This is a genomic window from Kitasatospora sp. NPDC024654, from assembly GCF_055559155.1.
Map to the genome: position 1 here is coordinate 31,785 of NZ_JBVHLF010000033.1, position 23,683 is coordinate 55,467.

Consider the following 23,683-nt stretch of genomic DNA (forward strand, 5'->3'; position numbering starts at 1 on the left):
CAAGGGGTGCGAGACCACGTTCGCCCAGCCGGTTCGCCCCGCGGCGGCCGGGGCCCGGTCGGGCGCGTCGCGGCACGAGTCGGACGAGGCCGCAGCGGGCTTGTCGCCGAGTCGTCCAGCGACCACGAACAGGACCCCCTGGCCAGGGCAAAGCTGGCGCCGAGCCGCTGGTCCAGGGGCTCGCCGTCGCTCAAGACCAAACCGGGGCGAGACCCTGATGGAGGGATGCTCGCCGTGCCGGTCGGACACCCAGGTAGATCGGGTGGCCGACCGGTGGCGAGGAACACACCGAAGCGGTTGACACATCCCCCTGGCTGAGTGGTCTGTCCCCCCGGGCATTTCCCAGCGTGTTCTGCCGCCCGGGTATCCCGGCGGCCAGATGATCTTCATAGGGCCGTGTCCTGCGGCCTGAGGAAGGGTGGTGCACACACCGATGAGCACGACGCGACGAATGGTTCTGAGCGCGGCCTTGGCCGCCCCTTTGCTGGCCCAGTTCACGGGGACGGCGTCCGGTGCCACCGCCGACGGCAAGTGGGGCACGGTCTCCGACGGCTGGGTCGAGGTCCGCTGGACTGCGCAGGCCCAGGCGCTGCTGGATCGGTTCGGGGCCGTGGTCGAGGCCGTGGCTCCGGCTCAGCTGGTCGAGGACTCCCGTGGCTCGGCGGTGCGGTTCCCCGTGCGGGCGGGTACGGGCGATCCCTCGCTGACGAGCCTCCCCAAGGCCCAGGGCGACGGCGTCCTCGATGGCGGGGTCGCGGTGCGTACGCCGAGCGGCACCTTCCGGCTGGTCGACTTGGAGAGCGTCCTGCAGGACGGGGTGGCGTCTGGGAAGTGCGTGGTCAACGGCGTCGACGTCGGGCACCACTCGGTGGTCCGGTGCGGTCTGGCCGAGGGTCTGCTGACCGCCGACAGCGTGCCGGTGGGTCAGCCGTTGAAGGTCCAGCTCAGCGAGGTGCCGCTGCGTGCCACCCCCGAGATGTTGGAGGTGTACACCGCCACCTTCGGGGCGCCCGCGTTCGCCGCTGACACGGTGTTGGCGTACGTGAGTGCGGAGGGCGTGTACACCCCGCCGAAGCCGTGATGTGAGGGTCGGCCCCGGGCTCAAGAGGGCTGGGCCGGCTCCATCGGGCGGGCGGGGGCGGGAAGGTCGCCGCCGAAGCGGCGCTGGCGGCCAGCGTACGCCGTGACGGCCTCCCGCAACTGTGCCAAGCCGAAGTCGGGCCAGGGGGTCGGATCGAAGACCAGTTCGGCGTAGCCGAGGTGCCAGGGCAGGAAGTTGCTGATCCGCTGCTCGCCGGAGGTGCGGATCAGCAGATCGATGTCGGGCAGGCCGGGGACGTACAGGTTCCGGGCCAGGTCGGCGGGGCCGATGTCCTCGGGCCGGATCCTCCCCGCGACCGCCTCGGCGGCCAGCGCGCGGGCGGCGGCGGCCAGTTCATCGCGTCCGCCGTAGTCGACGCAGAGGGTCAGCGACAGCACGTCGTTGTTCGACGTCATGCTCTCCACCAGCGCCAGGGCGGAGGCGAGCGAGGGCTCGATGCGGTCGCGCCGCCCGCACCAGCGCACCCGCACGCCGAGTTCGTGCAGCCACTGGGCGCCTTGGGCGATCCCGTCGGCCAGGGTGTCGAACAGGGCGGCCAGTTCCTCCTGGGAACGGTCCCAGTTCTCGGTGGAGAACGCGTAGATGCTCAGGTGCCGCACTCCCAGCCGCAGGGCGGCGTTGACCAGGCGCAGCGCGGCCCGCTCGCCCGCGTGATGGCCCTGGGCGGCCGGCAGGCCCCGCAGCGTGGCCCACCGCCGATTACCGTCCATGATCACCGCGACATGGCCCGGTACCGCACCCACGTCCGGCCCTGCCGGACGGCGGCGCGCCACACCGGTCGACGTCAGCGGCTCGACGCCGTCGACGAAGACCCGGCCCTGTTGGAGCGTGACCTCGTCGAACTGCAACTGCGTCCCCAGGAGCAGGCTGTGCAGGAACGGTTGGTACTCGGGACCCACCATCCCGGTCACCGGCACCGCCTGCTCCAGCAGGCCACGCCAGCGGCCGAGCTGGACGCCCAGCAACTCGTCCAGCGCCTCCCGCGGCTCGCCACACTGGAGGTCGCCGACCTCCAGCCCCAGCCCGCGCATGTCCTCGCGCGGCAGGTAGCACCGGCCGGCGGCGAGGTCGACCGGCAGATCCTCGAAGATGTCGACCAGCTGACACACCTCGCCCAGCACGGAGAACAGCGACGAGACCTCCGGCCCCCTCGCGCCCAGCAGCGCAGCCCACATCTCGGCGGTCGTCCCCGCGATTCCCCGCAGATAGCGCCGCTGATCCGCGAACGTCTCGAACACGGGCGGGCAGACGCAGTCGGCCTGAACGGCGTCGAGAAACTCCTCGATCACCGCACGGTCCAGATCCCGCCGCCACACCGTGTCCACGAACGCCCGCCGCAACGGGTGCTCACTGCGACCGGAGCGGAGTTCCTCCAGGGTGTCGGAGCGCCATCGGGCGATCCGCTTCTCGCGATCGGCCTGTGCTCCCTCGTCGGCGATGCGGTCGGTCCGCACGGTGAAGCCGTGCACGGCCTGGAAGTGGGGGCGGATCGCGGCGGGCAGCATCTCTGTTGCCGTCGACATCGGTGCCAGGAACTGCCCGACCTCAGCCGCGCACAGCTCGTAGGACACACGCAGTTCGGGCGAACTGCAGAACGCCGCCTCGTTCTCCAACACTTCTGGACCTCACCTTCGACCACGCTGCCGGCACGAGACCCGCAGCCCCGGCATTGCGGCGGGCGGCGACACCTCCTCACCAACCCACGGCAGGGGCCCCACCGTCACCAACGAGCCGCCGGCCGACCGGTGTCGATCCCGTGAGAGATCGATTGCAGGAGTGACCAGGTCGTCCGCGCCCTGGCCCGCGATCTCGATGAGGCTCTATCACGAGCGGCTCTTGCCGATCAGTTGAGCAGGATGCGGTGGCGCAGGAGGCGGAAGCCGGATCGGCCGTACATCTGGCGCTCGATCAGTTTTCTGGTGGTGTTGACGCCTTCGGTGCCGCCGTGCGCGCTGACCACGCTCCGCCCGAGGCGTGGAACGTGGAGCCCTCCGCGTGACGGCTGTGAGTCACGGCCACTCGTTGATGGCTGCTGCGAGGACGGTTGCCTCGTAGCGGACCGCTAGCCTGTCACACCACGTGGCGGCGGCGCGGCGCCTCCTGAGGCGGTTGATCCCGCACTCGACTGCGTGGCGCTCGCGGTGGTCGGCCGGGCGAAGCACGGTGGCCGGCCGCCGCGAGCGCCGAGTTTCCGGTGAACCCAGTCGAGTATCTGTGGGCACACGTGAAGCGCAGCCTGGCGAACCTCGCCAGCGTCGCACTCTTGCCGAAAGCGGCGGTCTCCTACCGCCGTCACCAGGGTCCCCGGTGGCGGCCTCTGCCGTCACCAGCGAAGAAGTGCCCAGTTACGGATGGAGTGCTTCGCGAAGGGCCCGCACCTGGTCCGCCAGGTTGCGCTCGCTGACCCGGGCCTTCGGGAACAGCAGGTCGAACCCGTGCACGGCCCCCGGGGCCTGGATGAGCTCGGTGGTGACTCCAGCGGCGCTGAGACGCTCGGCGTAGCGGCGGCCTTCATCGCGCAGCGGGTCGACCTCTGCCACGACGACGAGCGCGGGGGGCAGCCCGCTGAGGTCGGCGGCCTGAAGCGGGGACGCGTAGGGTGCGCGGTCGTGGCCTTCGGCGTAGTGGCGCCAGGCCAGCTCCACCGCGCCCCGGTTGAGGACCGGTGTATCGGTGGATTCACGCATCGAGGCACTGGTCATGCTGCTGTCCACGGCCGGGTAGATCAGGAGCTGGAAGGTCACATCCGGTCCTCCGAGATCGCGGGCGCGCAGGACGGTTGAGGCTGCGATGTTGCCGCCGGCGCTTCCTCCTACGACGGCGATGCGTTCCGGGTCGCCGCCGACCTGCGCCGCGTGCCCGGCCAGCCAGGTCAGAGCCGCGTAGGCGTCATCGGCCGCGGCCGGGTAGGGGTGCTCAGGCGCAAGGCGGTAGTCGACGGAGACGACGACGGCTTCGGCGTCCCGGGCGTACCGCAGGGCGTGCTCCTCCTCGGCCTCAGGAGAACCGTAGGTGAAGGCACCGCCGTGCAGGTAGAGGATGGCCGGCAGATCGTCGTCCGTGTCGGGTCGGTAGACGCGCAGACGCAGTTGTCCTCCGGGCCCCTGGATGAACAGGTTCCGAACCTTCACACGGTCGTCGACGGGTGTATCGGGGTGCTCCCGCAGAGGCAGGTACAGCTCGGATGCGGCAAGGACGGAATCCAGGTCGTAGAAGGGGAAAGCTCCTGCGTCGGAAGTTTCGAGCAGCGACTGGATCTCGGAATCGACAGGGGGGACGGGCATGACCGGGCCGCCACCTTTCGTGTGTGGGAGTGCGGAAAAGGAAACGTCATCAGCTTCTCCGGTCTCCGAGTACGAAAGAAGTGGCCCGAGAGCCATTATGTGCAAGTATCGGGCCATGACTGTTGCAGCTCCTCATCGGGTGACGGTTCTCGCCATCGCACCGGTGGTCGCGTTCGACCTCAGCATTCCCGCCCAGATGCTTGCCACGGTTGCCTCCCGCGCGGGGGGCGCGGCGTACGACGTGCAGACCGTCACGCCGGACGGCTCCGCGGTGCCGACGGTGAACGGATTCGGCGTCACTCCCCAAGGGGACCTCTCCCTGCTGGAGCACGCCGACACCGTGATCGTTGCGGGCACCCGCTCGCCGAAGCTGCTCGACGACGGTGTGGTGGACTCCTGTATCGCGGAGGCGTTGCGGGCGGCTCGGCGTCGGGCTCGGATGGTGTCCCTGTGCACCGGGGCGTTCGTTCTCGCGGCTGCCGGATTGCTGGAGGGTCACAGGGCTGCGACGCACTGGCGCTACGCGGATCAGTTCACGCGGCTCTTCCCGACGGTCAGCCTCGACACCCATCCGCTCTACGTCGCCGATCGCGGGGTCCTGACCTCCGCCGGTGGCGCGGCAGCCATCGACCTGTGCCTGCACCTGATCCGGGAAGACCACGGCAGCTCTGTGGCGAATCAAGTGGCCCGGTACAACGTCGTCGCGCCCATGAGGGAAGGGGGACAGGCCCAGTACATCGACCTCCCGGTCCCGGAGGACGCGGGGACGTCGACGGCCAGGGCCCGAACCCTGATGACGGAGCACCTGGACAGGCGACTGTCCCTCAAAGACCTCGCAGCACACTGCCACCTGAGCGTGCGGACGTTCACCAGGCGGTTCAGGCAGGAGACAGGCCTCTCCCCGGCTGAATGGCTCACCTCCGCCCGGTTGAAACACGCTCGCCACCTGCTGGAATCGACAGACCTGCCGGTGGATGACATCGCCGCCAAAACCGGCCTGGGAGGCGGCACGAACCTGCGGCAACACATGCGGATCACCCTGGGGACCAGCCCTTCCGCCTACCGGAAGGCATTCCGCTCAACCGGCACCACCCTCACAGAACCCTGGTCCTGACCGAGACTGGCTGGTCGCCCTCCATTTCCGAGAGATGAACCGGTCCTCGTACACGCCACGCAGCTCACCATCCAGCACCCGTTTCATCTCCCGCATGGCCTCGGGCACGGCCTGGGCTGGTGCACCCGCCGAGGGCACACGGGCCTCGCCGACCTGCGAGGTGTTTTGTCGGCAGCGTCTCAGCTGAGACCGGGCGGCGTGGCAGTGGGCGGCCAGCCGCGGTGCCGGCGCAGCACGGTCTCGGGCCGCGCCGGCAACCGCATCCGGTGCGGCACCCGCGCCGGCAGCCCCTGCAACGGTGCGGCCGGGAACGCCCGGTCGCTTGGTTCGAAGCGGACCCACTCTCCGCTCAACTTCCGTTCCAGCACGGTGATCTGATGACGCGCGGCCAGGATCTCCACGTCCTCCTCACGGTCGCTCATCGACAGCAGTCGAAGTATCGCGAACGCGTTCGTCATGGTCAGGCGCGCCAGTCGCAGCAACACGGTCGATCATCATGCCGCTGAGCTCGCCGGCTCCGCCAGAGCGCCCAACCGACCGACGAGGTCGGCACCTGTGCACCTTCACACGGTGTCTCCCACCAGGGCGGATGAGGTTCTCGGCCAGGGCAGCGCCCTGTGCCGTTCGGAAGAAGCTGCGGCCTGAGCAGCTTCTGCACCAAGCGGACGTCGTCGCGGAGGTGAGCGGGAGCCGGTAGGAGCGGCTCCTGGCAGACGGGTCGTTGCCGGGCAGTTCGCGCGGGGTGACGCGGTGGCCGGTGGGCGACGGAATGGTGAGGCGGTCGACGCGGAAGGTGCGCCAGTTGAACCCGGGCCTGGCTGCTGCGCCCCGTTGAGTTGAGGTGCCGGTGGGCGCGCTGACGGGAGCTGGCACCGGAGGTCCTGGAGCCCCTGCTGCGCCGACTCCGCCGACTGGTCGTGGTGCCGGCCGGGCCGGCTGTCGGTGGAGAGCAGGCCCTTGGCCGCACCCCCAGGACACTGGCGGACGGAAAGCGGCGACGGTCCATGGCGGCCGCACGCAGCTCGGGTCACTTGCCGAACTCGGCCGTAGGCGATGCACTCAGAGGTCAAGCAGCACAACATCCACGGCCGCCCGAAGGTGAACAGGAAGCAGCTCGACACACCCCCGGGCGGACAGTGGCTCAGCTCTTGGGGCCGAGCCAGTCGAAGAGGGACCGGTAGAGCCGGTGCACCTGCGCGGGGCGGTCGTCACCGTAGAGGTCGTCCGCGACGGCGTAGCCTCTGGCGTTGAGCAGGTGGGTGAGCATCCGGTAGGAGGGCCGTGCCCGGGCCAGGGCTTCCGGGGCGATCTCCAGGTGTGTGCCCGGGACGCTCGGGAGCAGGTTGTCGCGCTCGTAGACGGGGTCCAAGGAGACGATCACCCAGCGGCCCGTGCGCCGCTCGGCGCGGTACAGGAGCCGTGTGTGTGAGGCGAGGTCCACCTCCACGCCATTGAGCGCGCTGCGCAGGTGGATGACGGCGGGCACCTCCGCCACGGCCCTGGTCCCGAGGACGTCCACGACGGGTGGGCCCAGACTGTGGGTCGCGCTGTCGCCGCGGGCGGCCATCTCCCGCGACGCGGCGACGAAGTCGGCGCCGTTGCCGCGAAACCAGCTGAGGCGGATGGCCGCATCGGCCGCCAGGCACTCCGCCATGTCCTGCCACCAGCCCCGATCGCGGCCTCGGCGCTCGTGCAGGATCAGCTGTGCCACCTCGGTGACGTCGTCCATGAGCGGACCTTTCTGCTGGGCGGGCTCGCCGCGGCTGGATGGACTCGCGGCGGTGCTCCCTCCGTGGACGATCGGTTCACTGGGCCCAGGGCGGCGGGACGGTGACGCCGCCGACGGTCGCCTTCATGCCGGCCGAGGTCACCGCCGTGATCGCCGCGGAGGCCTGCGTGGAGGCGTTGCGGAGCCGCAGGACAGCGTGGGCGGGAACGATGACGGCGTCGCCCGGCCCGGCGAACACCTCCTCGCCCGCCACGCTGGCCGACACCTGCCCGTCGAGGACGACGAAGACCTCTTCGCGGTCCACGTGGTGCGGCTCGTTCCGCGCGCCCGGTGCCAACTCCGGTGACGAGACGGCAAGTTCGGCGCTTCCTCGGGAGGTCACGGCCAGCGGACGGAAGGTGAAGCCGTCGCGGTCGAAGACCGGTGCATCAACGAGGGTGGACAAGGGCATGGCACTTCTCCAGGCGATATGGTCAATTCGCTTGACCACTTCACGGTAGGTTGCACACGAAGACAAGTCAACTGGGTTGACCAATTGGAGGAGGCGCCGTGCCGTCCAACCCCGATCTCCCCGCGCACCGCCCGGGGCAGGTGCCCCTGCTGCTGGCCATGGCATATCGGGCGATGACCGACCACTTCCACAGTCGCCTGGCCGAACTCGGACGCGAACCACTACGTCCCGCGCACGGCTACACCTTCCGGTATCTCGCCGCCCACCCGGGTGTCACCACCGTCGACCTCGCCACCCACCTGGGCATCACCAAAGAGGCTGCCTCCAAGGCCGTTGCCGAGCTCCTGGACTGGGACTACGTCCAATGCCAACCCCACCCCGCCGACAAGCGGGCCCAGTCGCTCACTCTCGCCGAGCGGGGCCACGAATACGTGCGCCTGGCCGACCGGCTGTGGGCCGAGGTCGAACGGCAACTCGCCGAGGTCATCGGCCCGGACCGCCTCGCCGCACTCGACCAGGACCTGCGCGCCTACATCGACCACGTCCACGGCGATCAGCCCTTCGCCTTCCGCCCGGTGTGGTGAGCGCACCGGCGAAGCCCCGGGCGGGGCCAGTCAGCCGGACGCGGACGGAGCCGCGCCCAATGCCAGCTCCGATCACCGCAGTTGGTCGGCGTCGAGCTTGCACTGGACACCACCGGTCCCTGGGAGACCAGGGTCCGCCGGCCACCTGCGGCCAGCGTCCGCTGTCAGCGGTGTGCCGACATCCGTGTCACCCGGGACTCCGGGCCACCTCCCGGTCGCTGACCCCGGTCCCGATCAGGCCGGCAGCAGCTCGAAGCAGGCACCCGGTGACCCCCGGCCCCCACCCGTCCGCCTCGCCCGTCTCTCGCACGCCGTCGCCCGGCTGATGGAGACGACCGGGGGCCTACCAGCCGGAGTTGCCGAGTGGCGGCGGTCGCCGCCCCGGTGCTGCGGGCCCAGATGACCTCCTACATCGCCGACCACCACATCGCGGGCTGCGCCGAGATCAGTACGAACGCGAGCTGCCAGGACCCCGGGCGGCAGAACGCCGTGATGGTCTTCCGCGACCACTACGGCCTGCTGCTCAAGGCGGTGGGCGCGCTGCTGCTCCTGCTGCCCGCCGGTCTCGGCGCCATCCTCGGCGCGTCGCTGCTGGCCCAGGAGTTGGAGCGTGGGACCTGGAAGCTGGTGCTGACGCAGCCGGTCGGCCGGGACCGCTGGGTGATGGCCAAGCTGCTCTCGGCCGCACTGATCGGCGCGGTCGGCTCCGGCCTCCTGGCACTGCTCTACCGCTGGCTCTGGCAGCCGTCCGCCAACGACGTGTCCGGCATCGCCTGGTACAGCACGGTCTTCTTCTCCTCGGGCGGCCCGGTCCTGGTGGCGTCGGTACTCCTGGCGCTCTCGGCGGGCGCGCTCACCGGGGCGCTGCTGCGCCGGGTACTGCCGGCGATGGCGGCGTCCGTCGGGGTGGTCTGGCTGCTCCAGTACGGGCTGGCCACCCTGCGCCCGCACCTGTGGGGGTGGCGCACCGAACTGATCGCCCGCTCCGAACTGCCCAACGACGTCTGGGGGTTCGCACAGGGCTTCCTCACTCCGGACGGGCACCGGCTGCCCTACGACATCTGCGCGACGGCGCTGCTGAACTGCTCGGCCGAGGCGCCGGGCACCCGGGAGTTCACCGATGTGCACCTCGCCGCGGACTACTGGCCGCTGCAACTGGTCGAGTCGGGGATCTGCCTGGCCCTGGCGGCGGCGCTGACCGTGGCGACCATCGCCGTGGTCCGGCGGCGGCGCGGCTGACCCTGCCACGGGCCGGCCGCGCGAACGTCTGGCACCTGACCGCCGCCGGTGCGGTGGTGGCGGCGGCCTTCATCGCGCCGGGGTGGCCGTCCCCGGCCCGGACGACGTCGATGCCGGCGGCCGGGCCGGCCCGGGCGGTGGGTGGGTGTGGTGGGCGGGTGGTCAGTGCTGCTGCCAGCTGGGGTTCGTGGCGACGGCCGCGAGCTGGTCGATGGTCAGTGCGGGCGTGCCTCCCCGCACGTCGTAGCCGTTGCTGCCGTTGGTCTCGTCGATGGTGACCCCAGTGCCGTCCGGCAGCATGACCTCGGCCGTCCATCGGATGGCGGGGCCGCCACTGCCCGTGGTGACGGCGGCTGTTGAGGTGATCACGCTGCTGCCGTTCGCCGCGCGGGTCAGCTGCTGGCCGGGCTGGACGCCGCCCTCGAGGGCCCGCCGGGGATCGCCGGCGCCCTGGTCCAGTCGGGGGTCGACCGTGATCACCAGCGCGCTGGTGCGCCCGGCGGCGGTGACCGTCAGATATGCGCCTCGCCGGGGCTGTTCTGCGGTGTGCTGCCGTTGTCGTGCTGCACACCGGCGGGCAGCAGCCGGTCGGCGTTGGCCAGGATGTCGGCCGGCTGTGGCGCCTTCGGCGAGGCCTTCCCGGATGCCGGGGCGGAGACCGGACGGGCCGTGGCCAGCCGGTCCCAGGACCTGCTGGTCACCACGGCGGTCAACTCCTCGGCGGACAGCGCGGGGTCGGCCCCGGTCACCGGAGGAGTCGCCGTACGGGAGTTGTACTCGTCGAGGCGTACCTGCCGCCCGTCGGTGCCGGTGTACACCGCGCTCCAGTTCTTGACCGGGTTGGCGGGCGTCGGGGCCGACTTGTCGATGACCAGGATCGAGCCGCGAGCGCTACCTCATCAGCGAACCCAACTTCCAGCGCGCCACGGCCACTGCTCCGGCAGCCGCCCCCCGGACACGACAGGATCGCCGCCAAGAGCGCCAGTGGACGCAAGCACCGATACCCGCTCATCGACTCGGCCGGCCTCGTGTGGACACCGGAACAGTCGCAGGCCGTCCCGTGGCAGAGCGAGGATGACAACGACCGACGCCACCTGAGCGGCAACATCGGCGATGCCGGCATCCTCGAAGGCCTGGCAGCCCTGGAGGACCCGGCCGTGCAGGTGACGGCATGACACCGGCCGGCCTGCTCGTGATCGTCGCCCACCCCGACGACGAGATCCTGCGCTGCGGTGGGCTTCTCCATCGCGCTGCTCGGGCCGGCGGCACCGCTGTCACCGTCACCCTGACCCGTGGCGGTGCCGGCAGGACCCTGGGCATCCGCACCAGCGAGTACCCAGCCGCGTGGGAGGTGCCGGTGGGAGATGGCCCGGAAGCGAAGCTGCGCGCCTGGGCCAGTACGAGGCCCAGGCGCGCAGCGTCACGAAGATCCTTCGGTACTGTCCGGGAACGTTGCTCAGGGAGGCGTTCCATCGGATGACCAGCTGAGGATCTGGTACCTCACGCCCCGGCTGTCAGCAGCTTGCGGAGGTGTTCCACGGCCTCGGCTACCGGAACGGACTGGGTCTCGCCGGTGGCCCGGCTGGTGACCTCGACCGTGCCGTCGGCCAGACCGCGGGCGCCGACCGTGATCCGGTAGGGAACGCCGATCAGTTCGACGTCGCGGAACTTCACACCGGGCCGCTCGTTACGGTCGTCCAGGAGCACGTCGACCCGCTCGCTCTGCAGCTGCCGGTACAGCGTCTCAGCAGCCTCGGCCACCTTCTCGTCGCCGCTGCCGAGGACGACGACGGCCACCTCGAAGGGAGCGACCGCGACCGGCCAGATGATGCCCTTGTCGTCGTGGTGCGTCTCCACGATGGAGGCCAACGCCCGCTCCACGCCGATCCCGTAGCTGCCCATGATCGGGGTGACGCGCTCGCCGTCCCGACCGAGTACGGAGACGCCGAGGGTCTCGGTGTACTTGCGGCCGAGCTTGAAGATGTGGCCCACCTCGATGGTGACCACGACCTCCAGCGGCGTACCGCACTGGGGGCAGGGCTCGCCGGCGTTCACCTCGCGCAGGTCCGCCCAGCGTCGCACCGCGATGTCCCGCTCGACCGACACACCGCGCAGGTGGACGCCGTCGGTGTTGGCGCCGGTGGTCATGTCGGTACGGCCGCGCAGGGCTTCGTCCGCGAGGACGGGCAGCTCGGTGACGCCGACCGCGCCCAGGCTGCCGGGGGAGGCGCCGAGCGCCGCCTTGATCTCCTCGGCGGTCGCCGGCCGAACAACGGTGGCGGCAAGAGTGTCGATGAGCTTCTGCTCGACCAGGTTGTGGTCTCCGCGGACCAGGACGAGGGTCAGCTGGTCGTCGACGACGTACACCAGCGTCTTGATCTGCCGTTCCGCGGGCACGTCGTGCTGGCGGGCCAGCTCCTCGATCGTGCGGGCGTCGGGGGTGTCGAACCGCTCCGGGGTGTCCAGGCCGGGGCCGTCCGCCACGGTGGGCAGCGTGGAGGTCGCCTTCTCGGTGTTGGCGGCGTAGTCGCAGCCGGGGCAGCGGACCACCAGGTCCTCGCCGGCCTCCGAGGGGCTCATGAACTCCACCGAGGCGCTGCCGCCCATGCTGCCGCTGGACGCCTGGACGGCGATGGCAGGCAGGCCCAAGCGCGCGAAGATCCGCTCGTAGGCGGCCTTGTGCAGGTCGAAGGAGCGGTCGAGGCCACCGGCCTCGACATCGAAGCTGTACGAGTCCTTCATCGTGAACTCGCGCACCCGCAGCAGGCCGCTCTTCGGGCGGGCCTCGTCGCGGAACTTGGTCTGGAACTGGTACCACATCTGCGGCAGGTCCCGGTACGACCGCAGCTCCTGGGACAGGACGGTGAAGATCTCCTCGTGCGTCATGCCGAGCGCCAGGTCCGCGCCCTTGCGGTCCTTGAGGCGGAACATCTCCTCGCCCATCGCCTCCCAGCGGCCACTGCGCTGCCAGATCTCCGCCGGGTGCAGGGCGGGCAGGACGAACTCCTGGGCGCCGATCGCGGTCATCTCCTCGCGGATGATGTCCATGATCTTGGCGCGGACGCGCACGGCCAGCGGCAGCAGGGAGTAGTGGCCGGCCATGAGTTGCCGGACGAACCCTCCCCTCACCAGCAGGCGGTGGCTCACCGCATCCGCATCCGCCGGGTCCTCCCGGAGAGTGGGCACGTACAGCTGGGACCAGCGCATGGGACCGGAGACCGTCCTCTCGGTGAAGCTGTGGGGTATCGCAGAGAATTCTATTCTAGTGGCGGAGCCGCGCCCGACTCGGCCCATTACGGGAAGCCCAGGTCAGGGCCCACGGGCCGAGTGCTCCCGCGTTGGTACGCAGACGGAGGCAGATGGCCGGCGCACCCGGTGAAGCGCACTGCGGTGATCGCTCTGTCGAAGCCATCCGACGCTGCTGCGACGCTCTCGCCGAGGGCGGGAGCGACCGCCTCACGAAGGAGGCCGCGGGCAGGGTCTCCTACGAGATCCATCGCCGCTTCCCGGCCGACTACCGGCTCTGTTCCGTAGTCCGTGGTGACGTTCTGCATCCAGCTGCCACGATGGGGCCTGCTCGATGGCAACTCCCTTGTGAACAAGGTGTTCTCCGGGCTTTCTACCCCCGGTCCTCAAGGATGTGGCACGCGATGGCGAGGTGATTCGGATCCGCCACCGCACCCCGCTCCAGCGGCGAGCACGCATCGTCACCATCGACTACGGAACAGAGCCGAATTGGGCTACCACCACTCACGACACTCCCATGCCGGGGTGAGGGCGAGAGTGGTCCTTCCAGCTCCGGGGGCCCGTTCCAGTACGGCCGGCACGCGGACCTGCTACGAGCCACCGTGACCGGAGTCGGGCCCGGCCTCGTGGGGGGACGTTTCGAGGGAGGCGGCGAGGGCGGTCAGGCCGGGGGAGAGCTGCGCCAGGGCCTCGGCGCGTTGTGCGGCGCGGGCGGCGGTGAGCAGCTGCTCGGGGGTCAACGTGGGCAGCCGGGTGGCGAGTTGATCGAGCATGGCGCGGGCGTCGGCGAGCAGGGAGTCATCGTCCAGCGGTCGCCGGTTGGCCGGTGCGGCGTCGAACAGCAACTGCTGGGCGGCCCGTTGGAGGTCGTCGGTGGCGATGTCCCGGACGGTGAGCGACAGGTGTACCGAGAGTCCGCTGTCGCCGGTGGCGTAGTGCGCGAAGCCGCGCGGGATGTAGAGCACCTCGCCGGCCCGCAACAGCGGTGACACCACCGGCGGTTCGCCGTCGGAAGCCGGGCCCGGACGCCACTGTGGGCTGTCGGGTCCCTGGTGGACGTACCACTGCTTGCTGCCGTTCAGCTGGACCACGAAGACGTCCGCGTCGTCCCGGTGCAGGCGCAGGCCCTGGGCGCCGGGCGGGGTGACGAAGAAGAACGCCTCCACCTTGCGGCCCAGGTCCTCGCCCAGTCGGCGGGTGAACTCCGCGGTGCCGGCGTGCCATTGCTCGACGCAGCGCAGCACCAGAGTGGTTCCGGCGTGCAGCAGCGCGCGGATCCGGGTGGCGTCGGCGTAGCCGGGGTACTCGACCCGGTTGACGGTGCGGCTGGTGCAGTACGCCTCGCGCGGGATGATCCGGTCGGTGCGCACCATCTCCACGTACGGGGAGTGCAGTGCGCCCGCGCTGAGTGCGGCGTCCGCCTCGTCCAGGGTGAGCGATCCGGTGGGGAGGGGGCCGGAGCGCAGTACGGCGGGCCGGCGGCGCCAGTGGTCCCGGAGGAAGGGCTGCGCGTCGTCGATCAGTTCGGCCAGTCCGCTTGGAGTCGAGGTCGCCACGAGGTCCCCAATCAGCATCAGGCCTTCGACCTTCAGCACGCGAGCAAGTATATGACAGATGATAGTGACTAATATTGACTGCCTATTATGGTAGCTGTCAAGATTGTTGCATGTCGATAACCGAAGCTGTGGTGGGCCCCAAGACCCGCATACGCAACAAGCTGGTGCCGGGCACGATCGAGCACGCCCACGCGATTCCGTACTACCGCGAGCTGTGGGCCGACCGCCCGCAGGCGACGGCGGTCAGCACGGTGGCCGAGTTGGCCGCACTGCCCGTCGTCGGGAAGTACGAGCCGGCGGGCGGGATGTCGGTGGTCGGGCACCCGGACCGCACGCCGTCCGTCCTGATGCACAGCAGCGGCACCACCGGCCACCCGTTCACCCGCTACCGCAGCGCCGAGGAGGTCCAGGAGCTCACCGCGCTGCTGTCGAACCTCAACGCCCGGGCCCGTGAGCGGACGAACGAGGCACGGCCCATCGTGCACCTGTCCACCATCTCCAAGCGCCATCACGGCAACTCCATCGGCGCGTTGGCGGTGGAGCGCAGCGTGACGCTCGGCCTGCTGTCGGAGCGCGACCTGGTCAAGGCGCTCGGCCTGCTGCGCCGCCCCCAGCTCTTCCCGGACCTCGTCGACCCGCTGATCCAGCTCAGCGGCACCCCGGACGACCTGGTCGTGCTGGCGCACGCGGTCCAGGCGGCCGGACTGCTGGAGCGGCTGCGCCCGCGCACCGTCACCGCGCTGGCCGACTACCTGACCGACGGGCACCGCGACTTCCTGGCCGGCTGCTTCCCCGACGCGCGGATCGTGCACCGCTACAGCCTCTCGGAGGTGGTGGGCGGGGCCACCCGCTGCGAGCGCTGCGGCCTCTTCCACTTCGACGTCCATGTCGTGCCGCAGGTGGTCTCGCTGGACGGCGAGCAGTCGCTGACCTCGGGCGTGGGACGGCTGGTGCTCACCGAGCTGTTCCCGTTCTCGCAGTACCAGCCCTTCATCCGGTACGACACCGGTGACCTGGTCGAGGTCTTCGAGAGCCCGTGCGAGCCCGGCGAGGTGTCCGTCGCGCTGGTCGGCCGGCGCGCGCACGTCCCGCTGGTCGAGCACGCCGGCCGCCGGCTGCCGGCGTTTCGCCCGATCGCCCTGCGGGGGGCACTGGAGTCGCTGCCGGAGTTGCAGCGCGGGCCGATGCACGCCGCCATCGCCCCCTACGACGTGTTGCCCGGTTCGGCCCCGCGTGCCAGGGCGGAGTTCCACCCGGCGACGCCCGACGCGCCGGCCCGGCTGGAGCTGACGGCCGTCACCGCGTTCGCCCCACACCTGTTCCCGCGCCAGACCGAGGAGTTGCGTGAGCGGGTGCGCGGCGTCGTCCTGCGGAGTTCGCCCGAGCTGCGCGAGCTGGCCGAGGCCGGCGCGTGCGAGCTGCACGTCCAGCTCACCGCGGACCGGCGCGCGGCCGACCCGTTCACCGTCCGGGGCGCCTGAGTCCGGGGCACCTGACCACCGGAGGAACGCCGATGGTCCCGACCACGGTCCGGCCGGACCGTGGTCGGGACCATCGTGCGTCGGCCGTCAGGAGGCCAGCGTGTCGATGCCCGAGAGGATCGCGTCGCGCAGCAGCTTGACCTCGTTGCCGAAGGCGATCAGCTCGAAGCCCTCGGCGGCGTAGGCGCGGGCCAGCTCCGGCGCGTAGGCGAAGATCCCGGCCCGCTTGCCGTGGGCGCGGGCGGCGCGCAGTACGGCGGCGCGGGCGTCGTCCATCGCGGGTCCGGTCATCACCCCGGGCTGCCCGAGCGCGCAGGCCAGATCGCCCATCCCGAGGAAGAGCGCGTCGACGCCGGGGGTGGCCGCGATCGCGTCGGCGTTCTCGACCGCCAGCGCGGACTCGATCTGCACCACGCAGGAGGTCCGCGCGTTGGCGCGCGAAAGATAGCCCGCGACGTCGGCGAAGTAGCCCGACGCCCGCACCGGGTTGATGCCGCGTTGCCCCTCCGGCGGGAAGCGGCAGGCCGCGGCGGCGGCCGCGGCCGCCTGCGGGGTGTCCACCTTGGGGACCATGACCCCGGCGGCGCCCAGGTCGAGCGCGTGCTCGATCAGATGGTGGTTCAGGTAGGGTACGCGCACGATCGGCGCGCAGGACGACCCGGTGAGCGCCTGCAGCATGTGCAGCGCGTCCTGCTTGGACATCGCCGACGCCTCCATGTCCAGCACCACCCACTGCAGGGGGAGCGTGCCGCACAGTTCGGCGAGCAGGCTGCTGCCGCTCAGCAGGAAGAGGCCGAGCGCCGGGCCGGACGACGCGTCGACCGCCTCGGCGAGGCTGGGGACCGGGCTCAGCAAGGGGTGGGACATGGTGCGATCCCTTTCGTCGGGTCGGTGGAGGCAAGTTGCCGGATCCGCTGCCACAGCGCGGCCGGCGGCGTGAGCAGGTCGGGGGCGTGCGGCGGGCGGACCGCCCGGCCGGGCAGCCGCGGCGCCCGCTCGTGGTCCACCCGCGGGCCGGCCAGCAGGTGCTGCTCGAGGGCGCTGACCGCCGCGCCGACCGCGGCACCGGAGCGTCCCAGCGCGTCGACCCGGAAGGCGACGAACAGGCCGCCGTTACCCGGCCCCCGCGGCGCGGCCGCGTGCCCGGCGCCGGCCACCGCGCCCGCCAGCGTCTCGACCAGGGCGGCCAGCGCGTGGCCCTTGTGCCCGGCGACACCGCCCAGCGGTGCCAGCGCGGCGCGCGGCGGCTCGGTGTAGAGCAGCCGGGGGTCGGTGACGGGCGCTCCGTCGGTGCCGATCAGCAGGCCGGGCGGCACCTCGGTGCCGGCCAGCAGCGCCGCGCGGACGACGCCCTCGGCGGCCGCGCTGGTGCTCATGTCCAGCACCAGCGGCGCGCCTGGCGGCGCGGGACAGGCCAGCAGCAGCGGGTTGGTCGCCCACCGGCCGTCGGTGCCGCCGGCCGGCGCGACCTTGCGGCCCGCGCCGCAGAAGTTGACGAAGCCGAGCAGCACCAGCCCCTGCCCGGCGACCTCGCGGCCCAGCGGCGCCAGCCGTCCCAGGTGCCCGGAGTCGCGCAGCCCCACCACCACCGGCCCGCCCTGCGCGGCGCGGGCCAGCTCGGTGGCCAGCAGCCGGCGCACCAGGACGCCCGGCGCCCGGCCGCCGTCCACCAGCACCGCGCGCTCGCCGGTGCGGTGCACCCGGGGGCGGGCGGTCGGGCAGAGTTCGCCCGCCGCCACCGCGGCGACGTACTCGGGGACGCGCAGCAGGCCGTGCGAGGGCTGGCCGTCCGCCTCGGCCGCGACCAGCTCGGCGGCGGCCTGCTCGGCGACGGGCGGCGGAAAGCCGGCCCGCCCGAGCGCGGCCGTGCACGCCGACCGCGCGTCCGCGGCGCTGACCGGCGTCACGGACCGCGCGCCTGCCGCCGCGCCCGCCGTTGCGCTCTCCGTCGCGTCCGCCGGCGTCACCGGCCACGGTCCGGGTGGCGCGGGCGCCGTGAGCGTGCCCGGTGGCAGGTCGGCGGCCTCGGCCGCGGCGATCAGGTCGACCACCTGCGCCGCCGTCAGCGCGCCGGTCTCCACCTGCCGAACGCCGGGCACGGTGGCGATCTCCTCGTCCAGGTGGCTCCAGGACAGCCGCCCGTCCGCCTCCTGCACCTTGCTGTCGGCCAGGATCCGCTCGGCCAACTGCTCGGGCCGCGCGCGCAGCCCGTAGAAGACCCACTCCAGGCGGGGATCGGCGAGCAGGTCGGCGAACTGGTCCAGCGTCCGGCCGGGCAGCATGACGCCGCTCAGCACCACGACCCGCGCGCCCCACTCCAGGTAGGAGTCCAGGCAGGCCCGCAGGTTGCGCCCGAGCACGGCGTAGAGCCGTTCGTCGGCCTGCCAGGGGTAGACGTCGGCGACGGCGTCGGTGTCGATCAGCGCGGCCGGGACCTGGTAGCGGCGCACCAGGCGCCGTCCGGTCTCGGTCTTGCCCGCCCCCGGCGCGCCGGTCAGCACCACCACCCGCACCCGGGCCGTCTCCGTCTCCGTCCTCACATCCGCATCCGCGCCGACGCCGACCTCGGCGCCCCCCGACACGCTCATGTGCGCGGGGAGAGGTAGGCGACGGTCGTCACGGTGCGGCCGGTGACGACGCACGGCGCCGGCCGCGGCGCCTGGCGGAACCCCAGCACCTCGCCGAGCCGCCACTGCGACACCGCGCCCACCGCCTCCTCGCTCGCCTCCAACGGCGCCACGGCGACGGCGCGTTCGGTCAGGATCCGCCGCACGCTCGCGCTGTCGGCGGTCCGGCACTGGCGCTGGGCGAAGCCCCAGGCACGCCGCAGGTACCCGTTGCCGACCTCCGCCAGCGCGCCCGGCAGCACCTCGGCCAGCGCGGACAGTTCCGTTGGCAGCAGCACGGCCTCCTCCCGGGTGTCCGCGCGTACCACCACGGCCCGGGTGCGGTCACCGGCGCCGCGGCGGGCCTGCAGGTAGACCCGCAGCGGCACGCCCTGGCGCCGCCAGCGCTTGTGCAGCCGTCCGACGGCGCGTCGGTCCGCCTCGGTCCGCAGCTCGCAGCGCACCCCGCGGGCGGCCAGGCGGGTGACCAACTCCCGTGCGTCGGCCAGCTCCTGGGCATCGTCGCTGGTGAGCGTGAGGGCGACCTGGACGGGTGCCAGGTCGGGGTGGAGCAGCAGCTCACCCTCGCTGTCCATGCCGAGCATCAGGTGGGTGAGCACCAGCCGCCGGGTGAGCGCGCCGGTCACATGGTGGGTGTAGACCTGTTCGGCGCCCTCGCGGAAGCCCACCCCGTAGAGCCGGGAGAACCGCTGGGCCTGGTCGTACAGGCAGCCCACCTGCAGGGTCGCGCCGTGCGGCAGCGCGACATCGCCGCCGATGGTCCTGTCGGAGACCTGGGTGTTGTTGGTCCACGGCGGGCGAGTGGACCACAGCACTGGGACGTGCAGCCGCCCGCCGACCTGCCGGGCCATCGCTGTCGCCTGCTCGAAGCCCTCGAGGGCACCGGCCCGGTCGGCGTAGCAGGCCTGGAACTCGTAGATGTCCTGGGCCTCGATCGCCCGGAACACGCTGCGCCCGGCGCGCGCGGGCCGGAAGTACCGCGCCTTGCGGTAGGCGCGGATCGGCAGGTCGCGGCGGCTGCGGACCATCCTCGCCCAGTGCGTGTAGACCGCGCCCTCGCCGGTGGGCGTCAGCACCATCCGCTTGCGCCCGGCCGCCCAGTCCTCGTCGCTGCCGGCGTAGAGCAGCGAGCCCTTCAGTGGCATGATCTCCCGGGTCGGCTCCAGCACCGAGTCGGGTACCAGCATCGGGTAGTCGAACTCCTCGAAGCCGGCCTGTTCGCAGGCGCCCGCGACGACGTCGTTGAAGCGGCGGATGATCCGCATGCCGTAGGGCAGGGTGACGGTCGCGCCGGGCAGCTCGATCGGCCCCTGGTCCAGCACGTCCGCCTCGCGCAGCCAGGTGGCGAAGCGGCCGAGGTCGAAGCCCTCGCGGTGCGGTTCGGCCGCGTCCGTGAGCGCCACCACTTTGGCGCCGCCGCGCGCGGGCTCCCAGGGGAGGGTCGGCGCGGCGGGCGTGGGCGGCGAGGGCAGCGCGGCCTCGTCCCAGGGCAGTACCCCGGCGGGGTCAAGCTCGGGCATGGGGACTCCCAGCGGTGGCGGCCGCGCCGAGCTCGGAGACGCAGAGCCGGAACTTGCCCGTGGAGGACTCCGGCATCCGGTCCAGCGACTCGAAGTCGATCGCGAAGGGGAAACCGGTGTGGTGGTGGATGCGCTCGGTCAGCGTCTCGGTGGTCTGCCGGCTCAGCCCCTGCGGCGTGTAGACCTTCACCGAGAGCCGGTGCGGCTCGCTCTGCACGACCTGGAACCAGTGCACCTCGGGGAAGCGCATGAACAGGTACGAGAAGAGGTACGCGTCCACGTGGTCGCCGCTCGGGGTGACGATCAGGTCCTGCAGCCGTCCGGCGACCGAGGTCATCGCGGGGTAGGGCAGGCTGGTGGCGGTGCTCGCCGGCAGTGGCGCCGCGAGGTCGCTGGTCTCGTAACGCACCAGCGGCATCGAGCTGTTGTTCAGGGTGGTGAGCACCATGCGGCCGGTCTGTCCGTCCGCGCAGGGCTCGTCGTTCTCGTCCAGGAACTCCACGAAGACGTTCTCGGCCTGGATCAGCATCGCCCCGCCGCCGGGCTGCTCGTGCGAGACGATGTTGGTCTCGCGCATGCCGTACTTGTCGTACACGTCGCACTCCAGCACCCGCGCGATGGTGGCGCGCAGTGCGGGCGGCAGCGGCTCGGAGGTGCCCTGGACGGCGCGCAGGCCCGGGATCCGCAGCGAGCGCCGTTCGGCCTCCTTGGCGATCAGGTGCATCGCGTTGGAGTAGGTGCTGACCAACGTCGGCTGGAAGCGCACCAGTTCGTCGGTGACCGAGGTGACCAGCTGCGGGGAGAGTCGGAAGGTGTTGAACTCCCGGCGGTTGGAGAGCAGGTTCTCGCCCCGGTCGACCAGCTGCTTGAGCGACCAGTAGATCTCCGAGCCCCACAGCAGCACGAAGGGGTCTCCCAACTGCCAGCCGCTGCACCACTCGTAGGTGCGCAGCTGGTGGGCGCGCATCCACATCCGGAAGTCGGCGTCCTGCTGGAACTGGGCGCGGCGGCCGGTCGAGCCGGAGGAGTAGTTGGTCTGCAGGGTGGCGCGGTCGGCCTCCGAGGAGACCAGTTGCTCCTGCTCCCTGATCAGCACATCGCGGGTGAGCAGCGGCAGCTTGCGCAGGTCTGCCACCGACTCCAGGTCCCGGATGCCGCGCTCGTCCATCACCCGGCGGTAGTACGGGACGGTGCGGTAGGCGTGCCGGACGGTGGCGCGGAGCTTGTCGAACTGCAGCTCCGCGATCTCGGCGGGCGTCCGCTCCTGGTTGGCGCGCAGCCACTGGAGGCGCTCCTTGACGCCTGCTCTGCCGCGCAGCCGCTGCTCCTGCCAGTACAGGGATCCGGCGAGTCGTCGGGGGAGATGCATGGCCCGCAAACCTTTCAGTACTGGTGGAACCGCAGATAGCGGTCGAGGGGGAGGTCGGCGCGCAGGCAGTGCGCCGAGTCCGGGTGCAGCGCCCGCCACCGGGCCAGCCGGCCGGTGAACTCCTCGATCCGGCCGCCGAACCAGGCGGCCAGCACGGCGGAGTGGCTGAAGGAGGTCCGGGCGTCCTCGATGTCGGTGTTGTCGTCCCAGTCGTAGAAGACGACGTCCCGGCCCTGGTCCAGGGCCACGCGCAGCTCGTCCAGCACCGCGTCCGGCACCAGCCGGTCGAGCAGGTGCAGGTACGTGGGCAGGTAGACGGCGTACCGGGCGGTCACCAGGTCGATCGTGGTGCCCGCGTAGCTGAGCGTGGAGGCCGGGTAGTCGAACCCGGCGCCGCGCTGGTCCTCGGCGGGGCGTTTGACGGCCGGGCGCGCCAGCAGGGTGAGGTCGGTGGCGCCGTCGACCAGCTTGAGCGCCTGCCAGACGCTCTCGACCGAGCAGGAGAGGGCATCCAGGCCGGGGACCGGGATGCGCCAGTGCGGGTCGAAGTGGAAAGGGTTCAGCGTGACGAAGCGGCGCATGCCGTCCGGCGCCGCGAGGGCGGTGTCGACCGGCAGCGCGTCCCGGTCGGTCAGCGTGAGCCCCTCGGCACGGCTGACCGCGCGGGTGGTGCCGGTCATCGCGCCGTCAGGACGGCGTCGAGCGCGCCGGGGGCCGGGTCCAGCTCGAACCAGCCTTCGCCGGTGCGGGTCAGGGTGCCGTACCGGGCGGGCTCGCGCTCGCAGTCGGCGCGCACCGCCTGATGCGCCGCGGCGGAACCGGCGGCGACCAGGCGCAGGCGCCCCTCGCGGCCGTAGACGTCCAGGCCGGGCAGCCGGTGCTCCAGGCGCCACTGCGGTCGCGGTGCGCGGTAGGCGTTGCGGCGTTCCCAGTCGACCAGCCGCAGACCGGCGGCGGCGGCCGCCTCGCGCAGCGGCTCGGGCAGGTCGGCGAAGGGCACCACGACGGCGGCGGCGCCGAGGCCCGCGTACACCGCGAGGTCGTCCGCGCGGGGCAGGTCGGTGAGGTAGACCACCGGGGTGCCGGCCGGGGTCGCCGCGGGGGCGGCGGCCGCGAGGCGCCGGGCGAGGTCCCAGTCGGCGCTGTCGACCTGGGCCAGCGGGGTCCCGGCGCTGCCGCCGCCGGGCACCGCCAGGCAGGCCACCGAGCGCTCGGGCTCGCCGGCCACCCCGTCCTGCAGCGGCTGCAGCCAGTCCGCGTGCGTCTCGAAGGACCATCGGTAGCCCAGGTCCTCCTTCTCCAGCATCAGGGTGCTCATGTTGTGGATGTCCAACGGGGCTTCCAGCGCGGCGAGTTCGACCTCGAAGCCGGCCTCGCGCAGGAATGCCTCGCGGCGCGGGTTGTTGCTGAGCAACTGCACCGAGGGGACACCGAGATGGCGCAGGATCGCCACCACGGGCTCGTAACTGCGGGCATCCACCGGGGCGTTCAGGCGCGCGTAGACGGCGTCGGTGTCGAGGTTCTCCTGCTGGCGCATCGCGTAGATCGCGAAGTGCGCGGCGATGCCCAGGCCGCGGGCGTCCTGGTCGACGCCGTAGAGCAGCAGGCCGCGCCCGCTGCGGGCGAAGCTGTCCATGGCCTGCTCCAGCTGGTAGCCGCAGTCGCACTGGGCCGAGCGCAGCACGTGGCCGAAGATGCAGGCGGACTCGATGCGCAGCGGCATCGGCTCGCCGCTGTGCAGCTCGCCGGTGTAGGCCGCCACCCAGCGGTTGCCTCCGCCGAAGTCGAAGTGCCACAGGACGAACGGGGCTTCGCCGCCGTCCCAGCGCAGTGGCAGGTGGGCCGGGCCGTCGGGGACGGGCAGTGGGAGGGTGCTCACTTGGACAGCACCTCCATGACCGCCTCCTGCTCGCGCACGATGGTCATGCGGGTGTGCGAGTCGATCGGGTGGTGCGGGACGCCGAACGCGAGGAACTCCAACTCCTCGTCGTTGAGCGGCCCCTGGACGCCGTGCGGGTAGTCGGCCGGCACGTAGATCGAGTCGCCGGTGCGCAGCACGTAGTCCTTGCCGTCGATGTGCAGCGCGCCCAGGCCGTTCAGGACGTACAGCAGGTGGGCGCCCTCGTGGACGTGCAGCGGGAAGGCGGTGCCGGGCTGCATGATGATCCGGTCGACGCCGATCGGCAGTCCGGCGGCGGTGCGGCCGCTGGCGCCGGGCACGCCGGTGATGGACTCCAGGCGCAGCCCGGAGTCGTCGAACATGGTGCGGCGCACGCCCTCCAGGACGTTCTCGATGTGCTCTTCGGGACGGAACAGCTGAGTCACGGCGGGACTCCTCGGGTTGCGGGACAGGGGCTGAACAGGCACGTGGGACCGGTCGG

23 protein-coding genes are annotated in these 23,683 nt (G+C 71.8%); 7 read left to right on the plus strand and 16 right to left on the minus strand.

The window, feature by feature from the left end; all coding sequences use genetic code 11:
* The first annotated feature begins 451 nt into the window (after positions 1-451).
* A complete protein-coding gene (locus tag ACZ38L_RS20460; RefSeq protein ID WP_465695285.1) occupies positions 452-1,081 on the plus strand; it encodes a hypothetical protein in 630 nt (209 codons plus the stop codon).
* Between the two features lie 20 nt (positions 1,082-1,101).
* Here the strand turns inward: ACZ38L_RS20460 and uppS are convergent, their stop codons facing one another.
* Together uppS and ACZ38L_RS20470 are read right to left on the minus strand one after the other, a co-directional pair.
* Entirely contained in the window at positions 1,102-2,718 is a 1,617-nt protein-coding gene (uppS, locus tag ACZ38L_RS20465; RefSeq protein WP_465695287.1) for a polyprenyl diphosphate synthase, read from the minus strand.
* 729 nt (positions 2,719-3,447) lie between these two features.
* Positions 3,448-4,482 carry an alpha/beta hydrolase gene (locus tag ACZ38L_RS20470; protein WP_465695291.1) on the minus strand — a complete coding sequence of 345 codons (1,035 nt, stop codon included), beginning with the start codon at positions 4,480-4,482 and terminating at the stop codon, positions 3,448-3,450.
* A 43-nt stretch (positions 4,483-4,525) separates the two neighbouring features.
* On the opposite strand from ACZ38L_RS20470, the gene ACZ38L_RS20475 reads away from it, so the two are divergent.
* Positions 4,526-5,500, plus strand: a complete 975-nt coding sequence (locus ACZ38L_RS20475; RefSeq protein WP_465695294.1) for a GlxA family transcriptional regulator — start codon at positions 4,526-4,528, stop codon at positions 5,498-5,500.
* A gap of 179 nt (positions 5,501-5,679) precedes the next feature.
* Here ACZ38L_RS20475 and ACZ38L_RS20480 read toward each other — a convergent pair whose 3' ends face one another.
* The 3 genes from ACZ38L_RS20480 to ACZ38L_RS20490 all read right to left on the minus strand — a co-directional run bounded on the left by ACZ38L_RS20480 (position 5,680) and on the right by ACZ38L_RS20490 (position 7,680).
* Positions 5,680-5,985 carry a hypothetical protein gene (locus ACZ38L_RS20480; protein ID WP_465695298.1) on the minus strand — a complete coding sequence of 102 codons (306 nt, stop codon included), beginning with the start codon at positions 5,983-5,985 and terminating at the stop codon, positions 5,680-5,682.
* A gap of 656 nt (positions 5,986-6,641) precedes the next feature.
* Positions 6,642-7,229: a nuclear transport factor 2 family protein gene (locus ACZ38L_RS20485; RefSeq protein WP_465695300.1), complete on the minus strand. Its 588-nt coding sequence runs from the start codon at positions 7,227-7,229 to the stop codon at positions 6,642-6,644.
* A 76-nt stretch (positions 7,230-7,305) separates the two neighbouring features.
* The gene (locus ACZ38L_RS20490) at positions 7,306-7,680 is read right to left on the minus strand and encodes a cupin domain-containing protein (protein ID WP_465695303.1); all 375 of its coding nucleotides are present in this window, start codon (positions 7,678-7,680) and stop codon (positions 7,306-7,308) included.
* 98 nt (positions 7,681-7,778) lie between these two features.
* On the opposite strand from ACZ38L_RS20490, the gene ACZ38L_RS20495 reads away from it, so the two are divergent.
* Together ACZ38L_RS20495 and ACZ38L_RS20500 are read left to right on the plus strand one after the other, a co-directional pair.
* Positions 7,779-8,264: a MarR family winged helix-turn-helix transcriptional regulator gene (locus ACZ38L_RS20495; RefSeq protein ID WP_465695307.1), complete on the plus strand. Its 486-nt coding sequence runs from the start codon at positions 7,779-7,781 to the stop codon at positions 8,262-8,264.
* A 363-nt stretch (positions 8,265-8,627) separates the two neighbouring features.
* Positions 8,628-9,503 carry an ABC transporter permease subunit gene (locus ACZ38L_RS20500; protein ID WP_465695310.1) on the plus strand — a complete coding sequence of 292 codons (876 nt, stop codon included), beginning with the start codon at positions 8,628-8,630 and terminating at the stop codon, positions 9,501-9,503.
* 162 nt (positions 9,504-9,665) lie between these two features.
* Here ACZ38L_RS20500 and ACZ38L_RS20505 read toward each other — a convergent pair whose 3' ends face one another.
* Both ACZ38L_RS20505 and ACZ38L_RS20510 read right to left on the minus strand, forming a co-directional pair.
* Positions 9,666-9,983 (minus strand): hypothetical protein, encoded by a 318-nt coding sequence (locus tag ACZ38L_RS20505; RefSeq protein ID WP_465695312.1) that lies wholly within the window; start codon positions 9,981-9,983, stop codon positions 9,666-9,668.
* Positions 9,984-10,015: 32 nt separating this feature from the next.
* On the minus strand, positions 10,016-10,321 hold the full coding sequence (locus tag ACZ38L_RS20510; RefSeq protein WP_465695314.1) for a hypothetical protein: 306 nt from the start codon (positions 10,319-10,321) through the stop codon (positions 10,016-10,018).
* Between the two features lie 210 nt (positions 10,322-10,531).
* Between ACZ38L_RS20510 and ACZ38L_RS20515 the strand changes: the two genes are divergently transcribed.
* Positions 10,532-10,678, plus strand: a complete 147-nt coding sequence (locus ACZ38L_RS20515; RefSeq protein WP_465695316.1) for a hypothetical protein — start codon at positions 10,532-10,534, stop codon at positions 10,676-10,678.
* Positions 10,675-10,983, plus strand: coding sequence for a PIG-L family deacetylase (locus ACZ38L_RS20520; protein ID WP_465695318.1), 309 nt, complete (start codon positions 10,675-10,677; stop codon positions 10,981-10,983). The genes ACZ38L_RS20515 and ACZ38L_RS20520 overlap by 4 nt, the downstream gene beginning before the upstream one ends.
* Positions 10,984-11,003: 20 nt before the next feature.
* Here ACZ38L_RS20520 and ACZ38L_RS20525 read toward each other — a convergent pair whose 3' ends face one another.
* Together ACZ38L_RS20525 and ACZ38L_RS20530 are read right to left on the minus strand one after the other, a co-directional pair.
* Positions 11,004-12,710, minus strand: a complete 1,707-nt coding sequence (locus ACZ38L_RS20525) for a proline--tRNA ligase (RefSeq protein ID WP_465695320.1) — start codon at positions 12,708-12,710, stop codon at positions 11,004-11,006.
* Between the two features lie 629 nt (positions 12,711-13,339).
* The gene (locus ACZ38L_RS20530; protein WP_465695322.1) at positions 13,340-14,344 is read right to left on the minus strand and encodes a JmjC domain-containing protein; all 1,005 of its coding nucleotides are present in this window, start codon (positions 14,342-14,344) and stop codon (positions 13,340-13,342) included.
* Between the two features lie 71 nt (positions 14,345-14,415).
* Here ACZ38L_RS20530 and ACZ38L_RS20535 point away from each other — a divergent pair, with 71 nt between their 5' ends.
* Complete coding sequence (locus tag ACZ38L_RS20535) at positions 14,416-15,786, plus strand: phenylacetate--CoA ligase family protein (protein WP_465695324.1); 1,371 nt, start codon at positions 14,416-14,418, stop codon at positions 15,784-15,786.
* Positions 15,787-15,873: 87 nt separating this feature from the next.
* Here the strand turns inward: ACZ38L_RS20535 and ACZ38L_RS20540 are convergent, their stop codons facing one another.
* The 7 genes from ACZ38L_RS20540 to ACZ38L_RS20570 are packed head-to-tail and all read right to left on the minus strand — an operon-like array spanning position 15,874 to position 23,627.
* Positions 15,874-16,653: an HpcH/HpaI aldolase family protein gene (locus ACZ38L_RS20540; protein ID WP_465695326.1), complete on the minus strand. Its 780-nt coding sequence runs from the start codon at positions 16,651-16,653 to the stop codon at positions 15,874-15,876.
* On the minus strand, positions 16,635-18,374 hold the full coding sequence (locus tag ACZ38L_RS20545; protein ID WP_465695328.1) for an Ldh family oxidoreductase: 1,740 nt from the start codon (positions 18,372-18,374) through the stop codon (positions 16,635-16,637). Before ACZ38L_RS20545 ends, ACZ38L_RS20540 begins: the two co-directional genes overlap by 19 nt.
* Positions 18,371-19,933, minus strand: coding sequence for a hypothetical protein (locus ACZ38L_RS20550; protein ID WP_465695330.1), 1,563 nt, complete (start codon positions 19,931-19,933; stop codon positions 18,371-18,373). The genes ACZ38L_RS20545 and ACZ38L_RS20550 overlap by 4 nt, the downstream gene beginning before the upstream one ends.
* Positions 19,920-21,302 (minus strand): phenylacetate--CoA ligase family protein, encoded by a 1,383-nt coding sequence (locus ACZ38L_RS20555; protein ID WP_465695332.1) that lies wholly within the window; start codon positions 21,300-21,302, stop codon positions 19,920-19,922. Before ACZ38L_RS20555 ends, ACZ38L_RS20550 begins: the two co-directional genes overlap by 14 nt.
* Before the next feature lie 14 nt (positions 21,303-21,316).
* On the minus strand, positions 21,317-21,982 hold the full coding sequence (locus tag ACZ38L_RS20560; RefSeq protein ID WP_465695334.1) for a DUF6939 family protein: 666 nt from the start codon (positions 21,980-21,982) through the stop codon (positions 21,317-21,319).
* Positions 21,979-23,181 (minus strand): GTP cyclohydrolase II, encoded by a 1,203-nt coding sequence (locus ACZ38L_RS20565; RefSeq protein ID WP_465695337.1) that lies wholly within the window; start codon positions 23,179-23,181, stop codon positions 21,979-21,981. The genes ACZ38L_RS20560 and ACZ38L_RS20565 overlap by 4 nt, the downstream gene beginning before the upstream one ends.
* Positions 23,178-23,627 carry a cupin domain-containing protein gene (locus tag ACZ38L_RS20570; protein ID WP_465695339.1) on the minus strand — a complete coding sequence of 150 codons (450 nt, stop codon included), beginning with the start codon at positions 23,625-23,627 and terminating at the stop codon, positions 23,178-23,180. The genes ACZ38L_RS20565 and ACZ38L_RS20570 overlap by 4 nt, the downstream gene beginning before the upstream one ends.
* Between the last annotated feature and the right edge of the window lie 56 nt (positions 23,628-23,683).

Coding starts and splice junctions, on each gene's coding strand:
- ACZ38L_RS20550 (WP_465695330.1), bottom strand. CDS start 19,933: ATGCCCGAGCTTGACCCCGCCGGGGTACTGCCCTGGGACGAGGCCGCG.
- ACZ38L_RS20535 (WP_465695324.1), top strand. CDS start 14,416: ATGTCGATAACCGAAGCTGTGGTGGGCCCCAAGACCCGCATACGCAAC.
- ACZ38L_RS20470 (WP_465695291.1), bottom strand. CDS start 4,482: ATGGCTCTCGGGCCACTTCTTTCGTACTCGGAGACCGGAGAAGCTGAT.
- ACZ38L_RS20460 (WP_465695285.1), top strand. CDS start 452: ATGGTTCTGAGCGCGGCCTTGGCCGCCCCTTTGCTGGCCCAGTTCACG.
- ACZ38L_RS20540 (WP_465695326.1), bottom strand. CDS start 16,653: ATGTCCCACCCCTTGCTGAGCCCGGTCCCCAGCCTCGCCGAGGCGGTC.
- ACZ38L_RS20555 (WP_465695332.1), bottom strand. CDS start 21,302: ATGCATCTCCCCCGACGACTCGCCGGATCCCTGTACTGGCAGGAGCAG.
- ACZ38L_RS20525 (WP_465695320.1), bottom strand. CDS start 12,710: ATGCGCTGGTCCCAGCTGTACGTGCCCACTCTCCGGGAGGACCCGGCG.
- ACZ38L_RS20545 (WP_465695328.1), bottom strand. CDS start 18,374: ATGAGCGTGTCGGGGGGCGCCGAGGTCGGCGTCGGCGCGGATGCGGAT.
- ACZ38L_RS20520 (WP_465695318.1), top strand. CDS start 10,675: ATGACACCGGCCGGCCTGCTCGTGATCGTCGCCCACCCCGACGACGAG.
- ACZ38L_RS20560 (WP_465695334.1), bottom strand. CDS start 21,982: ATGACCGGCACCACCCGCGCGGTCAGCCGTGCCGAGGGGCTCACGCTG.
- ACZ38L_RS20490 (WP_465695303.1), bottom strand. CDS start 7,680: ATGCCCTTGTCCACCCTCGTTGATGCACCGGTCTTCGACCGCGACGGC.
- ACZ38L_RS20485 (WP_465695300.1), bottom strand. CDS start 7,229: ATGGACGACGTCACCGAGGTGGCACAGCTGATCCTGCACGAGCGCCGA.